Origin of the sequence: Vulcaniibacterium tengchongense (assembly GCF_003814555.1) — a bacterium.
Lineage (GTDB): Bacteria > Pseudomonadota > Gammaproteobacteria > Xanthomonadales > Xanthomonadaceae > Vulcaniibacterium > Vulcaniibacterium tengchongense.
In genome coordinates this window covers 130,551-145,114 of sequence record NZ_RKQN01000003.1, presented here as the reverse complement: position 1 = coordinate 145,114, position 14,564 = coordinate 130,551, and the positions used below count along the sequence as shown (strand labels likewise).

The window sequence follows — 14,564 nt, the reverse complement described above, 5'->3', positions numbered from 1 at the left end:
CGAAGTGTGCGGCCGCGGTCGCGGACGGTCAATCGGCCGCCCCGGGCGTGCGGCGCAGGCGCGCGCCGCGCGCGCGCAGCCAGGCGTCGAACGGCGCGGCGTAGACCAGGTCACCGGCGGCGAGCAGCGCGCCGTCGGCGGCGAACAGCAGCGGCAGCCGCGCGCGCTCCCAGGGCGGCACCTCCAGCGCCTGCAGCACGTGCTTGAGCGCATGGCGATGGGCGCGGCCGGGCAGGGCGATGCGCTCGCCGCCGCGACGCGCGCGGGCGCGCAGCGGCGCGTCGAACCGGGCCGCGCCCTCCAGGCGCAGCGCACCGCCGCCGGGCAGCGGCAGCGGCGCCGCGCCGTCCCAGTCCGCTTCCCAGTCGCCCGGCAGCGGCGGGCGCGGCCGGTCGGCGTGCAGCAACCCGCGCCAGCGCAGGATGCGCGCGCCGCGCCAGGCGAATTCCGCGGCCGCGTCGATGCGCGCGCACAGCAGTTCGCGCTCGATCCGCTCCGCGCCGTGGCCGGGCAACGGCGGCAGGCCGAGCGCGGCGATCCAGCGGCGCAGCGCGCGCGCGCGGCGCGGCGCCGGCAGCGCCCGCAGCGGTCCCACGCGCAGGCAGTGCGGGTCGGCGCTGGCGGCCAGCGCCAGGGCCTCGGCGTCGCCGTCCTCGAGCAACGCCTGCGCCTCGCCGCACAGCGCCGCGGCGCGCGCCAGCGCGGCGTCGGCGTGCGGCCAGCGCTCGCGCAGCAGCGGCAGCACGCGGGCGCGCAGGAAGTTGCGGTCGAAGGCGGGGTCGGCGTTGCCCGGATCGTCGATCCAGCCCAGCCCATGCGCGCGGGCGTGGGCGAGCAGGGCGTCGCGGCCGCAGCCGAGCAGCGGCCGCCACAGCCAGCCCGCGCCGTAGCGGCGCCACGGCCGCATCGCCGCGAGCCCGTCGGGCCCGGAGGCGCGCAACGCGCGCAGCAGGAAGGTCTCGGCCTGGTCGGCGCGATGGTGGGCGAGGACCAGGACCTCGCCGGCCGCGAGTTCCGCGGCGAAGGCCGCGTGCCGCGCCTCGCGCGCCGCGGCCTCCAGCCCCGACCCGGCGCCGCGCTGCACCTCGACGCGCACGCTGCGCAGCGGCACCTGCAGCCGTTCGCAGACGGCCACGCAATGGCGCTGCCAGGCGTCGGCCGCCGGATGCAGGGCGTGGTTCACGTGCAACGCGCGCAGGCCGCGCGCGCGCAGCGCCGGATCGGCGGCGAGCCAGTGCAGCAGGACGGTCGAATCCAACCCGCCGCTGAAGCCGACCACCAGCGCGCCGGTCGCGGGCAGTTCGGGCGGCACGGCGGGAGCGGGCAGCGGCGGCATCGCGCCATGATCGGCGCGGCGGGCGCGCGGCTGCAATGGTGCCCGGTGAGAGGGGAGCGGCAGCGGGCGCAAGCCCAGGCCGGCCCGTGCCCGTGCGCCGCGGCCCGCCTCCTGGGCGTTCGCGCAGCGCGACGGTGGCCCCGGGGCATGTGTCGCAGACGCCTGCCGACGGCCGCGCCGGCGGCATCCGTCTCGATGCGCCGCGCCTTCGCTCGGCGACGCGAAGCGGGCGAGCGCCCGTCCGGCGCTCGCGGGATCCGTCGCCCCGGTGCGCTTCGGCTTTGCGCGGCGCGCGACCTGCTCGACAACGGGGATCGCATTGGCACGCAGCGTTGCGCGCGCGCGGAACGCTGCCGTGAAGCGCGCGTGAGCGGCCACGCGCGCGGCGCCGGCCGGCGATGGAATGCTGCGGCCCAGCGGTGCGGCTGCCGCGCCGACGATTCGCACGCATCATCTGTCGCGACGAAGACACGAGGTGGTGCGTTGTCCCGGCTGTTCCAACCCCTGACCCAACGTTCGCTGACCGTGCGCAACCGCATCGCGGTGTCGCCGATGTGCCAATACTCGGCGAACGATGGCGTGCCCGGCGATTGGCACCTGGTGCACCTCGGCGCGCGCGCCACCGGTGGCGCCGGCGCGGTGATCGCCGAAGCCACCGCGGTTTCGGCCGAAGGCCGCATCTCGCCGGCCGACACCGGGCTGTGGAACGACGCGCAGGGCGAAGCCTGGGCGCGCATCGTCCGCTTCATCGCCGCGCAGGGGGCGACGCCGGGCGTGCAGCTCGCCCATGCCGGGCGCAAGGCGAGCACCGCCGCGCCTTGGCTCGGCGGCGGCGCGCTCGCGCCCGGGGACGGCGGCTGGACGCCGGTGGCGCCGTCGCCGCTGGCGTTTTCCGCGCGTTCGCCGCAGCCGCGGGAGCTCTCCGCCGCGGAGATCGCCAACGTGGTCGACGATTTCGCCTGCGCCGCCTGGCGCGCGCGCGCCGCGGGGTTCCGCCTGATCGAGATCCATGCCGCGCACGGCTATCTGCTGCACCAGTTCCTGTCGCCGCTGAGCAACCGCCGCCGCGACGCCTACGGCGGCTGTTTCGACAACCGCGTGCGCCTGCTGCTCGAGGTGGTCGACGCGGTGCGCAAGGTCTGGCCGGAACGCCTGCCGCTGTGGCTGCGCGTCTCCGCGACCGACTGGGCCGCGGGCGGCTGGGACATCGAGCAGAGCGCGGCGCTGGCCCGCCTGGTCGCGCACCGCGGCGTCGACCTGATCGACGTGTCGAGCGGCGGGCTGGTGGCGGAGGCGAAGGTGCCGGTGGCGCCGGGCTACCAGGTGCCGTTCGCGGCGCGGATCCGCCGCGAGGCGAACATCGCCACCGGCGCGGTCGGGATGATCACCACCCCGGAGCAGGCCGAATCGATCCTCGCCGAGGGCGCGGCCGACGTGGTGCTGCTGGCGCGCGAGCTGCTGCGCGACCCGAACTTCCCGCTGCGCGCGGCGAAGGCGCTGGGCGCGGAGGCGCCGGTGCCGGAGCAGTACCTGCGGGCGTGGTGAAGCGCGGCGGTTGCGGCGTTTCCGCGCAGTCCGCCGCACTCGTCCGCGGCAGGTGCGGCCGGTCCAGCGCGTCGACGGGCCCCGCGGACGAAGCGAACGACGGGGCGCGGCTTCGCGCGTCCCTCCCGCGCGCGTTCCGCATGAGCGGGGTGGAAGGCCTCGGCGCCGCCGGGATGGGGCTTGGCGCCGGCCTCGCCGGCGAGGCTCAGGCCGCCTCGTAGGCGCCGTAGCCGCGCAGGCGGCGGTAGCGGCGTTCCAGCAGTTCCTCGACCGGCAACGGCTCCAGCGCGTCGAGCTCGTTGAGCAGCACCGCCTTCAGCCGGATCGCCATCTGCTTCGGGTTGCGGTGCGCGCCGCCGATCGGCTCGCGCACGATCTTGTCGATCAGCCCCAGTTCGAGCAGCCGCTTGGCGGTCAGGCCGAGCTGCTCGGCGGCGTCCTTGGCCTTGGCCGCGTCCTTCCACAGGATCGAGGCGCAACCCTCCGGCGAGATCACCGAATAGGTGCTGTACTCGAGCATCAGCGTGCGGTCGCCGACGCCGATCGCCAGCGCGCCGCCGGAGCCGCCTTCGCCGATCACGGTGCAGATCACCGGGATCTTCAGCTCGCTCATCTCCAGCAGGTTGCGCGCGATGGCCTCGGACTGGCCGCGCTCCTCGGCGCCGACGCCCGGGTACGCGCCCGGGGTGTCGATGAAGGTGAACAGCGGCAGCTTGAAGCGCTCGGCCAGCTTCATCAGCCGCAGCGCCTTGCGGTAGCCCTCCGGGCGCGGCATGCCGAAGTTGCGCTTGATCTTGCTCTTGGTGTCGCGGCCCTTCTGGTGGCCGATGATGACCACGCTGCGGCCGTTGATGCGGCCGAGGCCGCCGACGATCGCGGCGTCGTCGGCGAAGGCGCGGTCGCCGGCCAGTTCCTGGAACTCGTCGCAGATCACCCGGACGTAGTCGAGCGTGTACGGCCGCGCCGGATGGCGCGCCAGCTGCGACACCTGCCACGGGGTCAGGTCGCGGAAGATCTGGGCGGTGCGCAGGCGCAGCTTGTCCTGCAGGGCGTGCACTTCGGCGTCGACGTCCACCGCGGGGCCGCTGCTGGCGTGGCGCAGCTCCTGGATCTTGGCCTCCAGGTCGGCGATGGGTTGTTCGAAGTCGAGGTAGTTCGGATTCATGCGCGGGCCGATGGCCGGGAAAGGCATCAGTCTAGCCGAGCGGGGCGGACCATACCGAGAGGTCCGGTGTGGTACGGAGACTCCGACTGCAAACGACTTCAGCGCGCCGCCCGCGCGGACGCGTGCTTGAATCGGCCCGGTCGACCGTCGGGAGGAAAGACGATGCGCAACGGCTGGGTCTCGGCGCTGGTGCTGCTGCTGGCGCCGCTGGTCGCGGATGCGCAGGGCTGGCGCCATCTGGGCGCGGCGGACGCGGTGCAGCGGCGCCCGGACGGGGTGGAGTTGCGCAGCGGCCCGGCGCGGGTGCGGGTGAGCGCCCATGCCGAGGGCGTGTTCCGCGTGCGCATGGCCCCGGACGGGCGCTTCGACGGGACGCCGTCGTGGGCGGTGATCCAAGCGCCGTCGCCGCCGCAGGTGCGGATCGAGGAAACGCCCGCAGCGGTGCGGATCGCGGCCGGCGACGTGGTCGCGACGATCGAGCGCAAGCCGCTGCGGATCGTGTTCGCGGACGCCGCCGGCCGCGAGTTGCTGGCCGGCGCCCCCGAACTGCCGATGGCGTGGATGGACGCGCCGCACGGCCCGCGCGTGCGCGCCTGGATGCGCATGCCCGCGGACGAGCACTACTACGGCCTGGGCGACAAGGCCGGCCCGCTCGACCGGCGCGGCCGCGCCTTCACCATGTGGAACACCGACGCCTACGGCTGGCAGGGCTGGAGCGATCCGCTGTACAAGTCGATCCCGTTCTTCCTGGCCCTGCGCGCCGGCCGCGCCTACGGGCTGTTCTTCGACAACGCCCACCGCAGCAGCTTCGATTTCGGCAAGGAGTCGGAGGACTGCTACGCGTTCGGCGCCGACGGCGGCGAGCTGGACTACTACTTCGTCGCCGGACCGGCGCCGGCCAGGGTGCTGGAGCGCTATACCGCGTTGACCGGCCGGGCGCCGTTGCCGCCGTTGTGGGCGCTGGGCTTCCAGCAGTCGCGCTACAGCTACCACCCGGAGGCGAAGGTGCGCGAGATCGCCGCGCAACTGCGCCGCCGGCGCATCCCCGGCGATGCGCTTTACCTCGACATCGACTACCAGGACGGCTACGCGCCGTTCACCGTCGACCGCAAGCGGTTCCCCGGCTTCGAAGGCCTGATCGCCGACCTGCGCGCGCAGGGGCTGCGCACGGTGCTGATCACCGACCTGCACATCAAGCACGCGCCGGGCGCCGGCTACGCGCCGTTCGACTCGGGCCTGCGCGAGGACGCATTCGTGAAGATGCCGGACGGCTCGCTCTACGTCGGGCCGGTGTGGCCCGGCGACGCGGTGTTCCCGGACTTCACCCTGGGCCGGGTGCGCGACTGGTGGGGCGGGCTGTACCGCGACTTCGCCGCGATGGGCGCGGGCGGCTATTGGAACGACATGAACGAGCCCTCGGTGTTCCGCGTGCCCGGCAACACCATGGCGCCCGACGCGGTGCACAGGCTCGACGACGGCACCACGCGCGCCCACCGTGCGATCCACAACGTCTACGGCATGCTCAACGCGCGCGCGACCTACGAGGGCCTGCTGAAGCTGCAGCCGCAACAGCGCCCGTTCGTGCTGACCCGCGCCGCCTACGCCGGCGCCCAGCGCTACGCCGCCACCTGGACCGGCGACAACAGCGCCACCTGGCACCACCTGGCGCAGAGCACGCCGAACCTGCTGAGCCTGGGCCTGTCCGGCTACGCGCTGGCCGGCGACGATGTCGGCGGCTTCATCGGTTCGCCGCCGCCGGAGCTGCTGACGCGCTGGTTCCAGCTCGGCGCGTTCAATCCGCTGTTCCGCAACCATGCCGCGACCGACACGCGCCCGCACGAGGCCTGGGTCGACGGCGCCGAGCATGAGGCGCGGCGCCGGGAGGCGATCGAGCTGCGCTACCGCCTGCTGCCGTACCTGTACACGGCGATGGAGGAGCACGCGCGCACCGGGCTGCCGCTGATGCGCCCGGTGTTCCTGCACTATCCGCAGGCCGAGGCGTTCTACGGCAACGACCGCGACTTCCTGTTCGGCGCCGACCTGTTCGTCGCGCCGGTGGTGGACGAGCGCCTCGATCCGCACCCGGTGACGCTGCCGCCCGGCCGGTGGTACGAGTTCGGCAGTTCGCGCCGGCACGTCGCGGCGAAGGAGCCGCTGCAGCTCGACCCGCGGCCGCCGGGGGTGCCGCTGTACGCCCGCGCCGGCGCGATCGTGCCGCTGCAGCCGCTGGTGCAGCACACCGGCGAGACGCCGCGGGGGCCTCTGCAGCTGCAGGTCTACCTGCCGGCGCCGGGCGCGGACGACTGCCGCGGCGCGCTGTACCAGGACGATGGCGAGAGCTTCGACTACCGCAACGGCGAGCTGCTGCGCATCGCCTATCGCTGCGAGGTCGCCGACGGCGGCGTCGCGGTGGAGTCGCGCATCGAGCAGCGCGGTTACGCGCCGTGGTGGAACCGGGCGCGGCTGACGCTGTACGGCCTCGCGCGCCGGCCGGCGCAGGTGCGGATCGACGGCAGGCCGTTGCCGGGCTGGCGCTACGACGCGCAAGCGGGCGCCGTCGAGGCGGAGGTGGGCGAGGCGCTGCGCGACTGGCGCCTCGAGTTGAGCTACTGAAGGCGTCCGGGATCGAGACGAACTTACGTCGGCCCGGGCGCGGCCTGCCGGGGCATCGCTCTTCCCCCGGTCCGGGCATCCGGCCCTGGCCCGGGCGCCGGCCATCCTTGGCCGGCTAGGCCGCGATGCCCCGGCAGGCCGGGCCCTCGGCGGCGTGGCCGGGTCTCCCACTGCGGAGCCAGCGATCTCTACTGTGGAGCGATCTCTCAGGAGGGGCCTGCAAAGCCGAGCGCCCGAACGGCGGCGCCCTCGTTGCGCTGGGGAGCGAGGAATCCCGGCAGGCCCGAAGGCCGGAAGCAAGGCACGCCTCGGGCCGTCGAGGCGTGGCGGCGCTTCCGCCTGCACCCGCCGGGCGAGCCCTGGCCGAAGCAAGGGAGCCGGGCGGGGCTCAGTTCGCCCAGGGGCGTGCCAGGGCGAGCTTGACCGCCTTCACTCCGGGTTGGGCGCGCAGCCGCGAAGCCAGCACGGCGTCCACCCGCACCGAGGCGCTGCCGTTGAGATCGAGCATGCCCGCGGCGCCGTGGCGCAGCAGCAGGTCGAGGCGGATCGGGGTCGGGCCGGGGCGGTGCTCGGCGAGCAGCGCGTCGATGCGCTGCCAGGTGCCCGGCTCGCGCAGGTCCAGGCGCAACGACAGGCGCTGCGCGTGCTTGGCGCAGATCTGGTCGAAGTCCCAGCAGCGCGACGCGCGCAAGGCGAAGCCGCCGCTGAAGCTGTCCTCGCGCAGGCCGCCCTGGACCACCAGCAGGCGGTCGCGCACCAGCAGCGGCGCGTACTCGGCGTAGGTCTCGGCGAAGAACGCGCACTCCAGGCGGCCGCGGCCGTCCTCGATCTGCACGAACATCTGGCTGTCGCCTTTCTTGCGCAGCCCGACCACCAGGCCGGCGACCACGGTCTCCACTTCCTGCCGCCAGCTGCCGCGCGACTCCGGCCGCGTCGCCCAGATCTTCTCCAGGTCGCCGAGGTCGTGCCCGACCAGCGCGCGCACCTCCTCGCGGTAGGGGTCGAACGGATGGCCGCTGAGATAGTGGCCAAGGGTGTCGCGCTCGCCGGTGAGGATCTGCGGCAGCGGCCATTCGTCGCATTCCGGCAAATCGATGCGCAGCGCCGGCGTTTCCGCCTCGAAGCCGCCGAACAGCGAGACCTGGCCGGCCTCGCGTTCCTTGGCGAGCTGGTCGGTGGCCTTCAGCACCTCCGGCAGCTGCAGCATCAGGCTGGCGCGGTTGCGGCCGAGGCCGTCGAGCGCGCCGGCCTGGATCAGCGCCTCCAGCGCGCGGCGGTTGAGCTTGCCGCTGTCGACGCGGCGGCAGAAGTCGAGCAGGTCGACGAACGGCCCGCCGCTGCGCCGCGCCTCGACGATCGCCTCGCACACGCCGCGGCCGACGCCCTTCACCGCGCCCAGGCCGTAGCGGATCGTATCGGCCGGCGCGCGCGCGTCGTCCCTCGACGGGATCGCCTCGAACATGTAGTCCGAGTGGTTGACGTGCGGCGGCAGCACCTGCAGGCCGAGCGCGCGCGCCTCGTCGAGGAAGTTCACCACCTTGTCGGTGTTGTCCATGTCCGACGAGGCGGTGGCGGCCATGAACTCGGCCGGGTAGTGCACCTTCAGCCAAGCGGTCTGGTAGGCGACCAGCGCGTAGGCGGCCGAGTGCGACTTGTTGAAGCCGTACTCGGCGAACTTCTCCATCAAGTCGAAGATTTCCGACGCCAGCCGGGCGTCGATGCCGCGCTCGGCGCAGCCGGCCTCGAACAGCGCGCGCTGCTTGGCCATCTCCTCGGGCTTCTTCTTGCCCATCGCGCGGCGCAGCAGGTCGGCGCCGCCCAGCGAGTAGCCGGCCAGGACCTGGGCGATCTGCATCACCTGTTCCTGGTACACGATCACGCCGTAGGTCGGCGCCAGCACCGGCTCGAGCAGCGGGTGCGGGTAGGTGACCTCGGTATGGCCGTGCTTGCGGTCCACCCACTCGCGGTCCATTCCCGAGCCGAGCGGGCCGGGGCGGAACAGCGCGGCGAGCGCGATGATGTCCTCGAAACGGTCCGGCATCGCGCGCTTGAGCAGCTCGCGCATGCCCCGCGATTCGAACTGGAACACCGCGACCGTGTCGCCGCGCGCGAACAGCCGGTAGGTCTCGGCGTCGTCGAGCGGCAGCGCGGCGATGTCCAGCGGCGCCTCGCCGGCCTTCGCCCGCCGCGCGTTGATCGCCTTGACCGCCCAGTCGATGATGGTCAGCGTGCGCAGGCCGAGGAAGTCGAACTTGACCAGGCCGACCGCCTCGACGTCGTCCTTGTCGAACTGGGTGACCGGGTTGCGGCCGCGGCCCTCGCCGTCGTGTTCGGCGAACAGCGGGCAGAAGTCGGACAGCGGCGAGGGCGCGATCACCACGCCGCCGGCGTGCTTGCCGGCGTTGCGGGTCAGGTCCTCGAGCTGGCGGGCGAGGTCGAGCAGGTCGCGCACCTCCTCCTCGGCGTGATAGCGCGCGATCAGGTCGGGCGAGGCGAGGCTGGAATCCTCCTTCGCCGCCTTCGACTCGCCCAGCGCGTCGTCCAGCGAGATGCCCAGCGTGTTCGGGATCAGCTTGGCGATGCCGTCGACGAAGCCGTACGGATGGCCGAGCACGCGGCCGGCGTCGCGCACCACCGCCTTCGCCGCCATCGTGCCGTAGGTGATGATCTGCGAAACGCGGTCGCGCCCGTACTTGCGCGCGACGTAGTCGATCACCTCGTCGCGGCGGTCCATGCAGAAGTCGATGTCGAAGTCCGGCATCGACACGCGTTCGGGGTTGAGGAAGCGCTCGAACAGCAGGTCGTAGGGCAGCGGGTCGAGGTCGGTGATGCCCAGCGCCCACGCGACCAGCGAGCCCGCGCCCGAGCCGCGCCCCGGGCCGACCGGGATGTCGTGGTCCTTGGCCCAGTTGATGAAGTCCGCGACGATCAGGAAATAGCCGGGGAACCCCATCTTGATGATGACGTCCAGCTCGGTCTCCAGGCGCGCGTCGTAGTCCTCGCGGGTCTTGCCCGGCGCCAGCGGATGCTTGGCCAGGCGCTTGTCCAGGCCCTCGCGCGCGCTGTTGCGCAGCCAGCTCTCGATGGTGTGCTCGCTCGGCACCGGGAACGCCGGCAGCGCGTATTCGCCGAGCTTCATCTCGACGTTGCAGCGCGTCGCCAGCGCGATCGCGTTGTCGACCGCGTCCGGCACGTCGGCGAACAGCTCGGCCATCTGCTCGCTGGACTTCAGGTATTGCTCGGGGCTGTATTCCTTGGGCCGCTTCGGATCGTCGAGCACGCGCCCGGAGGCGATGCACACGCGCGCCTCGTGCGCGGCGAAACCCTCCGGCTCCAGGAAGCGCACGTCGTTGCTGGCGATCACCGGCAGCGAACGCGCGGCGGACGCATGCAGGGCGAACGCGTTGAACGCCTCCTCGCCGTCGCGGCCGGTGCGGGTCAGCTCCAGGTGCAGGCGGTCGCCGAACACGCCGCGCCAGTCCATCAGCCAGGCTTCGGCGAGGTCGTGGCGGCGCCCGGCGACGAGGCGGCCGGCCAGGCTCGAGCGGCCGACCAGCGCGAACAGCCCGCCGTTGTCCTCGCGCAGCCAGTCCGGGCGCAGCGCCACGCCGTCGTGGCGGTGGCCCTCGAGCCAGGCGCGGGTGAGCAGGCGCGACAGGGTGAGATAGCCGGCGCGGTCGCGGCACAACAGGGTCATGCGCGTGGCCGCCTCGTTGCCGTCGGCGAGGGCGACGTCGGCGCCGACGATCGGCTTCAGCCCGGCGCCCTCGGCGGCCTTGTAGAACTTGACCGTGGCGAACAGGTTGTCGAGGTCGGTCACCGCCACCGCGGGCTGGCCGAGGGCGGCGCAGCGCTTGACCAGCTCGCCGATGCGGATCGTCGAGTCGGCGAGCGAGTATTCGCTGTGCAGGTGGAGATGGACGAACGGAGTTGCGGTCATGCCGGTCCTGGGCGCCCGCCGGCGACGGCGGGCGGTGGGCCTCGGCAGGGTAGCAGCCCCGCGCGCCGGGGCAAGCCTTGACAGCGCCTGGCGGCGCGCGGCGCGGCGCGTGCGTGTGCATGCGTGTCCCGCGGTTATCCCAAGGCAGGCGCGGCCGCCCGCCGCTCTCCGCAGGAGAGCGTCCGCATTGCCGCTTCGCCGGGGGCGCCGGGGCGCGCGCCCGCGGGCTGCGCGCCTACGAAACCCGGAACAGCAGGCGCGGCGTGGTCTCGGGCGCGTAACGGCGGGCGCGGACCGCCCACTCGTGGCGCAGCAGCGCCAGCTCGTCCATGCGATCGCGCACCCAGGCGGCGCGGCGTTCGGCGCCGCCGCCGGCCGGGCGTTCGCGCTGGCAATAGGCGCAGTAGTCGCGGTAGTCCTCGGCCTCCTCGGCGAACGCCGGCCAGGCCAACTCGATCAGCAGCACGTCGTCGAGCAGGCCGAGCAGCGGCACGCGGTCGACGATCAGGTCGTCGTCGCGGTCGACGTAGGCGAGCAGCTTGGCGATCCGCGCGCGCACGGCTTCGTCGCTGTCCCAGTCGGGGTCGGCGAGCATCGCGCGCAGTTCGTCGACGCGCCGCAGGCGCGTATCGAGCGTGCGCTGCGCGGCCTCGGCGGGCAGCTCCAGCAGCCAGCCGGCGAGCCGGCGCAGGCGGTCGGCGTCGACGCGCGGCGCGTCGGCGTGGACCTCGTGCAGCAACTGGTCGAACCCGACCACCGCGGCGTCGGCCAGCGGCAGCGCGGCGAGAGCGGCGTCCGCGGGCGCGGCCCGCGGGCGCTCGAAGGGCAGGGGATCGGGAGTGGGCGTGGGATGAGGCATGCGCATGGCGCACCTCGCATCCGGCCGACGGTCGGAACCCGCGCCCGGCCGGCTAGGTCCGCGGGCCCGCGGGCGATCCCGGGACGGGACCCCACGCGCGCATCATGCGCCTTTGCGCGCGGGTTGTCGCGCGATGCGGGCCCGGGTGGGCGCAGCGGTTGCCGCGCCGTTTAGCCGGCCACGGCCAGGCCGTCCGCCGCGGGCGCCTGCGCGGGGCCGGGCTCGCGCGCGCGCAGCGCGGCCCGGACCGGGGCGAAGCTGCGCCGGTGCTGCGGGCATGGGCCGAAGCGGGCCAGCGCCTGCAGGTGCGCCGGCGTCGAATAGCCCTTGTGTTCGTCGAAGCCGTACTGCGGCCATTGCGCGTGCAGCGCGCGCATGTGCCGGTCGCGTTCGACCTTGGCCAGGATCGACGCGGCCATGATCGCGCGGTCGCGGGCGTCGCCGCCGACCAGCGCCTCGGCCGGGCAGGGCAGGCCGCGCGGGATCGCGTTGCCGTCGATGCGCGCCAGGTCCGCGACCTCCCGCACCGCCTCCAGCGCGCGGCGCATGCCGAGCATGGTGGCCTGGTAGATGTTGATGCGGTCGATCTCCTCGGCATCGACGAACACCGTCTTCCACGCCAGCGCGCGCTCGACGATACGCTGGTACAGCACCTCGCGCCGCGCCGGCGGCAGTTGCTTGGAGTCGTCCAGGCCGTTGATCGGGGTGCGCCCGGGCGCGAACACCACCGCGGCGACCACCAGCGGCCCGGCCAGCGGGCCGCGTCCGGCCTCGTCGACGCCGGCGACGCGCCGCGGCCCGCTCTGCGGCGCGGCGAGGGCGAGCGCGAGCTGGGCCTTAGATTCAGCCATGCGCGGCTCCGGCGATCTCGGCCACGGCCGCCGCCGCCTGCGCGGAGGCGTCGCGGCGCAGCTGCTCGTGCAGGGCGCGGAAGCGCGGTTGCAGCGCGGCCACGGCCTGCGGCTCGCGCAGCCAGTGCAGCACCGCCGCGGCCAGCGCGTCGGGCGTGCATGCGTCCTGCATCAGCTCCGGCACCAGGGTCTCGCCGGCGAGCACGTTCGGCAGCGAATAGCGGTCCACCTTGAGCAGGCCCAGGCCCTTGACCAGGCGGTAGGTGCTCGGCGCCAGCTTGTAGCCGACCACCATCGGCCGCTTCGCCAGCATCGCCTCGAGGGTGGCGGTGCCGGAGGCGAGCAGGACCACGTCGCTGGCGACCATGAGCGTGCGCGCCTGGCCGTCGAGCAGCCGGAACCGTCCGCTCGCCGGGGTAGCGGCGAGCAGGCCCTGCAGCGCCTCGCGGCAGACCGCGTTGGCCGCGGGCACCACCACCCGCAGCTCCGGCACCTGCTCGGCGACGCGCCGCGCGGCGTCGAGGAACACCGCGCCGAGGCGCTGGATCTCGCTCAGCCGCGAGCCGGGCAGCACCGCCAGCACCGGCACGCCCGCGTCCAGGCCGAGCGCCGCGCGCGCGGCGGCGCGGTCGGGTTGCAGCGGCATCTCGTCGGCGAGCGGGTGGCCGACGAAGCGCGCGTCGACGCCCTGGCGGGCGTAGATCGGCGGCTCCATCGGGAACAGGCACAGCACGCGGTCGGCGCTGCGGCCGATCTTCTCCGCGCGTTTCTCGCGCCAGGCCCAGACCGACGGGCTGACGTAGTGCACGGTGCGCAGCCCGCGCGCGCGCAGCCGGCGCTCCAGGCCGAGGTTGAAGTCGGGGGCGTCGATGCCGACGAACACGTCCGGGCGCCAGTCGAGCACGCGCCGGCGCAGCTCGCGGCGCAGGCGCAGCAGGCGCGGCAGGTGGCGCAGCACCTCGGCCAGGCCCATCACCGCCAGTTCGGAGGCGTCGTGCCAGGTCCGCATGCCCGCCGCGCGCATCTGCTCGCCGCCGACGCCGGCGAACTCGGCGTCGGGATGGCGTTGCCGCAGCGCGCGGACCAGCCCGGCACCGAGCAGGTCGCCGGAGGCTTCGCCGGCGACCAGGGCGATGCGCAGGCCGCGGTTCGGGGCAGGAGAGGCGGGGCTGGTCAAAGCGGATCGAGCGCATGGCGCGCCGTCGCGCCGTCGTGCGGCATCATAGCGCCGGTACCCGCGCTCGGCAGCCCCGTCGCGACTTCCGCCGCCGCGACCGTCGCCGCGTCTGTCGCTGGAGCGCGGCCACAGAGCCTGCCTTGCGCTTGGGGACGAGTCGGAGCGCGTCCGCAGGCATGGGCTTGCGCGGCACGCCGTGAATACGTCTTCATCGTCGAACGGCTGGGCGACGCGAACCGGCGGACCCTTCGCGCAACGGGCCGCGAGGCCTCAGCGCAGCAACGGCCGCTCGCCGCTGTCGATGAATTCCAGCAGCGCGCGCACGTCCTCGCTGCCCTCGGCCAGTTCGGCCAGCCGCGCGCGCGCGTCCTCCATCGAGCCGCCGGCGACGTACAGCGCCCGGTAGGCGCGCTTGATCGCGGCGATGCGCCCGGCGTCGAAGCCGCGGCGCTTGAGCCCTTCGCTGTTGATTCCCCGCGGGCGGCCGTAGCCCTCCTGCGCCACCATCACGAACGGCGGCACGTCGCCGTTGACGAACGCGCCCATGCCGACGAACGCGTGCGCGCCGATCCGGCAGAACTGGTGGATGCCGGCGAACCCGCTGAGGATCACGTGGTCGCCGACGGTCACGTGCCCCGCCAGGGTGGCGTTGTTGGAGAACACGCAGTGGTCGCCGACCTGGCAGTCGTGGGCCACGTGGGTGTAGGCCAGCAGCCAGTTGTCGTTGCCGATGCGGGTGACGCCGCCGCCGCCGCCAGTGCCGCGGTTGATCGTGCAGAACTCGCGGAACAGGTTGCGGTCGCCGATCTCCAGCTCGACCCGCTCGCCGCGGTACTTCTTGTCCTGCGGGTCGCCGCCGACCGCGCAATGGCCGGCGAAGCGGTTGTCGCGGCCGATCCGGGTCGGCCCGTGCACGCTGCAGTGCGGGCCGAACACCGTGTTCTCGCCGACCTCGACCTCGTCGCCGATGTAGCAGAACGCGCCGACCTGCACGCCGGCCGCGAGCTTGGCGCCCGGTTCGACGACCGCGCTGGGATGGATGCGTACGCCCGGGGAAACGCTGGCCTGGCTCATCTCG

At 74.0% G+C, this 14,564-nt stretch carries 9 protein-coding genes; 2 read left to right on the top strand and 7 right to left on the bottom strand.

All coding sequences use genetic code 11. From position 1 onward, the window contains the following. Positions 1-28: 28 nt before the first annotated feature. Entirely contained in the window at positions 29-1,336 is a 1,308-nt protein-coding gene (gene tilS, locus EDC50_RS11090) for a tRNA lysidine(34) synthetase TilS (RefSeq protein WP_123770556.1), read from the bottom strand. Between the two features lie 483 nt (positions 1,337-1,819). Between tilS and EDC50_RS11085 the strand changes: the two genes are divergently transcribed. Beyond that, on the top strand, positions 1,820-2,881 hold the full coding sequence (locus EDC50_RS11085) for an NADH:flavin oxidoreductase/NADH oxidase (protein WP_242002995.1): 1,062 nt from the start codon (positions 1,820-1,822) through the stop codon (positions 2,879-2,881). Between the two features lie 205 nt (positions 2,882-3,086). Here the strand turns inward: EDC50_RS11085 and EDC50_RS11080 are convergent, their stop codons facing one another. Continuing rightward, complete coding sequence (locus EDC50_RS11080) at positions 3,087-4,046, bottom strand: acetyl-CoA carboxylase carboxyltransferase subunit alpha (protein WP_123770930.1); 960 nt, start codon at positions 4,044-4,046, stop codon at positions 3,087-3,089. A 162-nt stretch (positions 4,047-4,208) separates the two neighbouring features. Between EDC50_RS11080 and EDC50_RS11075 the strand changes: the two genes are divergently transcribed. Continuing rightward, positions 4,209-6,659 (top strand): glycoside hydrolase family 31 protein, encoded by a 2,451-nt coding sequence (locus EDC50_RS11075; protein WP_123770554.1) that lies wholly within the window; start codon positions 4,209-4,211, stop codon positions 6,657-6,659. Between the two features lie 388 nt (positions 6,660-7,047). Here EDC50_RS11075 and dnaE read toward each other — a convergent pair whose 3' ends face one another. The 5 genes from dnaE to lpxA form a co-directional block, all read right to left on the bottom strand. After that, on the bottom strand, positions 7,048-10,599 hold the full coding sequence (gene dnaE, locus EDC50_RS11070; RefSeq protein WP_123770553.1) for a DNA polymerase III subunit alpha: 3,552 nt from the start codon (positions 10,597-10,599) through the stop codon (positions 7,048-7,050). A gap of 235 nt (positions 10,600-10,834) precedes the next feature. Further along, the gene (locus EDC50_RS11065; RefSeq protein WP_123770552.1) at positions 10,835-11,458 is read right to left on the bottom strand and encodes a hypothetical protein; all 624 of its coding nucleotides are present in this window, start codon (positions 11,456-11,458) and stop codon (positions 10,835-10,837) included. A 170-nt stretch (positions 11,459-11,628) separates the two neighbouring features. Next, positions 11,629-12,309, bottom strand: coding sequence for a ribonuclease HII (locus EDC50_RS11060; RefSeq protein ID WP_123770551.1), 681 nt, complete (start codon positions 12,307-12,309; stop codon positions 11,629-11,631). Then, on the bottom strand, positions 12,302-13,486 hold the full coding sequence (gene lpxB, locus EDC50_RS11055; protein WP_123770550.1) for a lipid-A-disaccharide synthase: 1,185 nt from the start codon (positions 13,484-13,486) through the stop codon (positions 12,302-12,304). Before lpxB ends, EDC50_RS11060 begins: the two co-directional genes overlap by 8 nt. Positions 13,487-13,756: 270 nt before the next feature. Then, positions 13,757-14,560, bottom strand: a complete 804-nt coding sequence (lpxA, locus tag EDC50_RS11050; RefSeq protein WP_123770549.1) for an acyl-ACP--UDP-N-acetylglucosamine O-acyltransferase — start codon at positions 14,558-14,560, stop codon at positions 13,757-13,759. Between the last annotated feature and the right edge of the window lie 4 nt (positions 14,561-14,564).

Bases quoted from the DNA above. Each gene is read 5' to 3' on its own strand.
- tilS (WP_123770556.1), bottom strand. From the start codon at position 1,336: ATGCCGCCGCTGCCCGCTCCCGCCGTGCCGCCCGAACTGCCCGCGACC.
- EDC50_RS11080 (WP_123770930.1), bottom strand. From the start codon at position 4,046: ATGAATCCGAACTACCTCGACTTCGAACAACCCATCGCCGACCTGGAG.
- EDC50_RS11075 (WP_123770554.1), top strand. From the start codon at position 4,209: ATGCGCAACGGCTGGGTCTCGGCGCTGGTGCTGCTGCTGGCGCCGCTG.
- dnaE (WP_123770553.1), bottom strand. From the start codon at position 10,599: ATGACCGCAACTCCGTTCGTCCATCTCCACCTGCACAGCGAATACTCG.
- EDC50_RS11065 (WP_123770552.1), bottom strand. From the start codon at position 11,458: ATGCCTCATCCCACGCCCACTCCCGATCCCCTGCCCTTCGAGCGCCCG.
- EDC50_RS11060 (WP_123770551.1), bottom strand. From the start codon at position 12,309: ATGGCTGAATCTAAGGCCCAGCTCGCGCTCGCCCTCGCCGCGCCGCAG.
- lpxA (WP_123770549.1), bottom strand. From the start codon at position 14,560: ATGAGCCAGGCCAGCGTTTCCCCGGGCGTACGCATCCATCCCAGCGCG.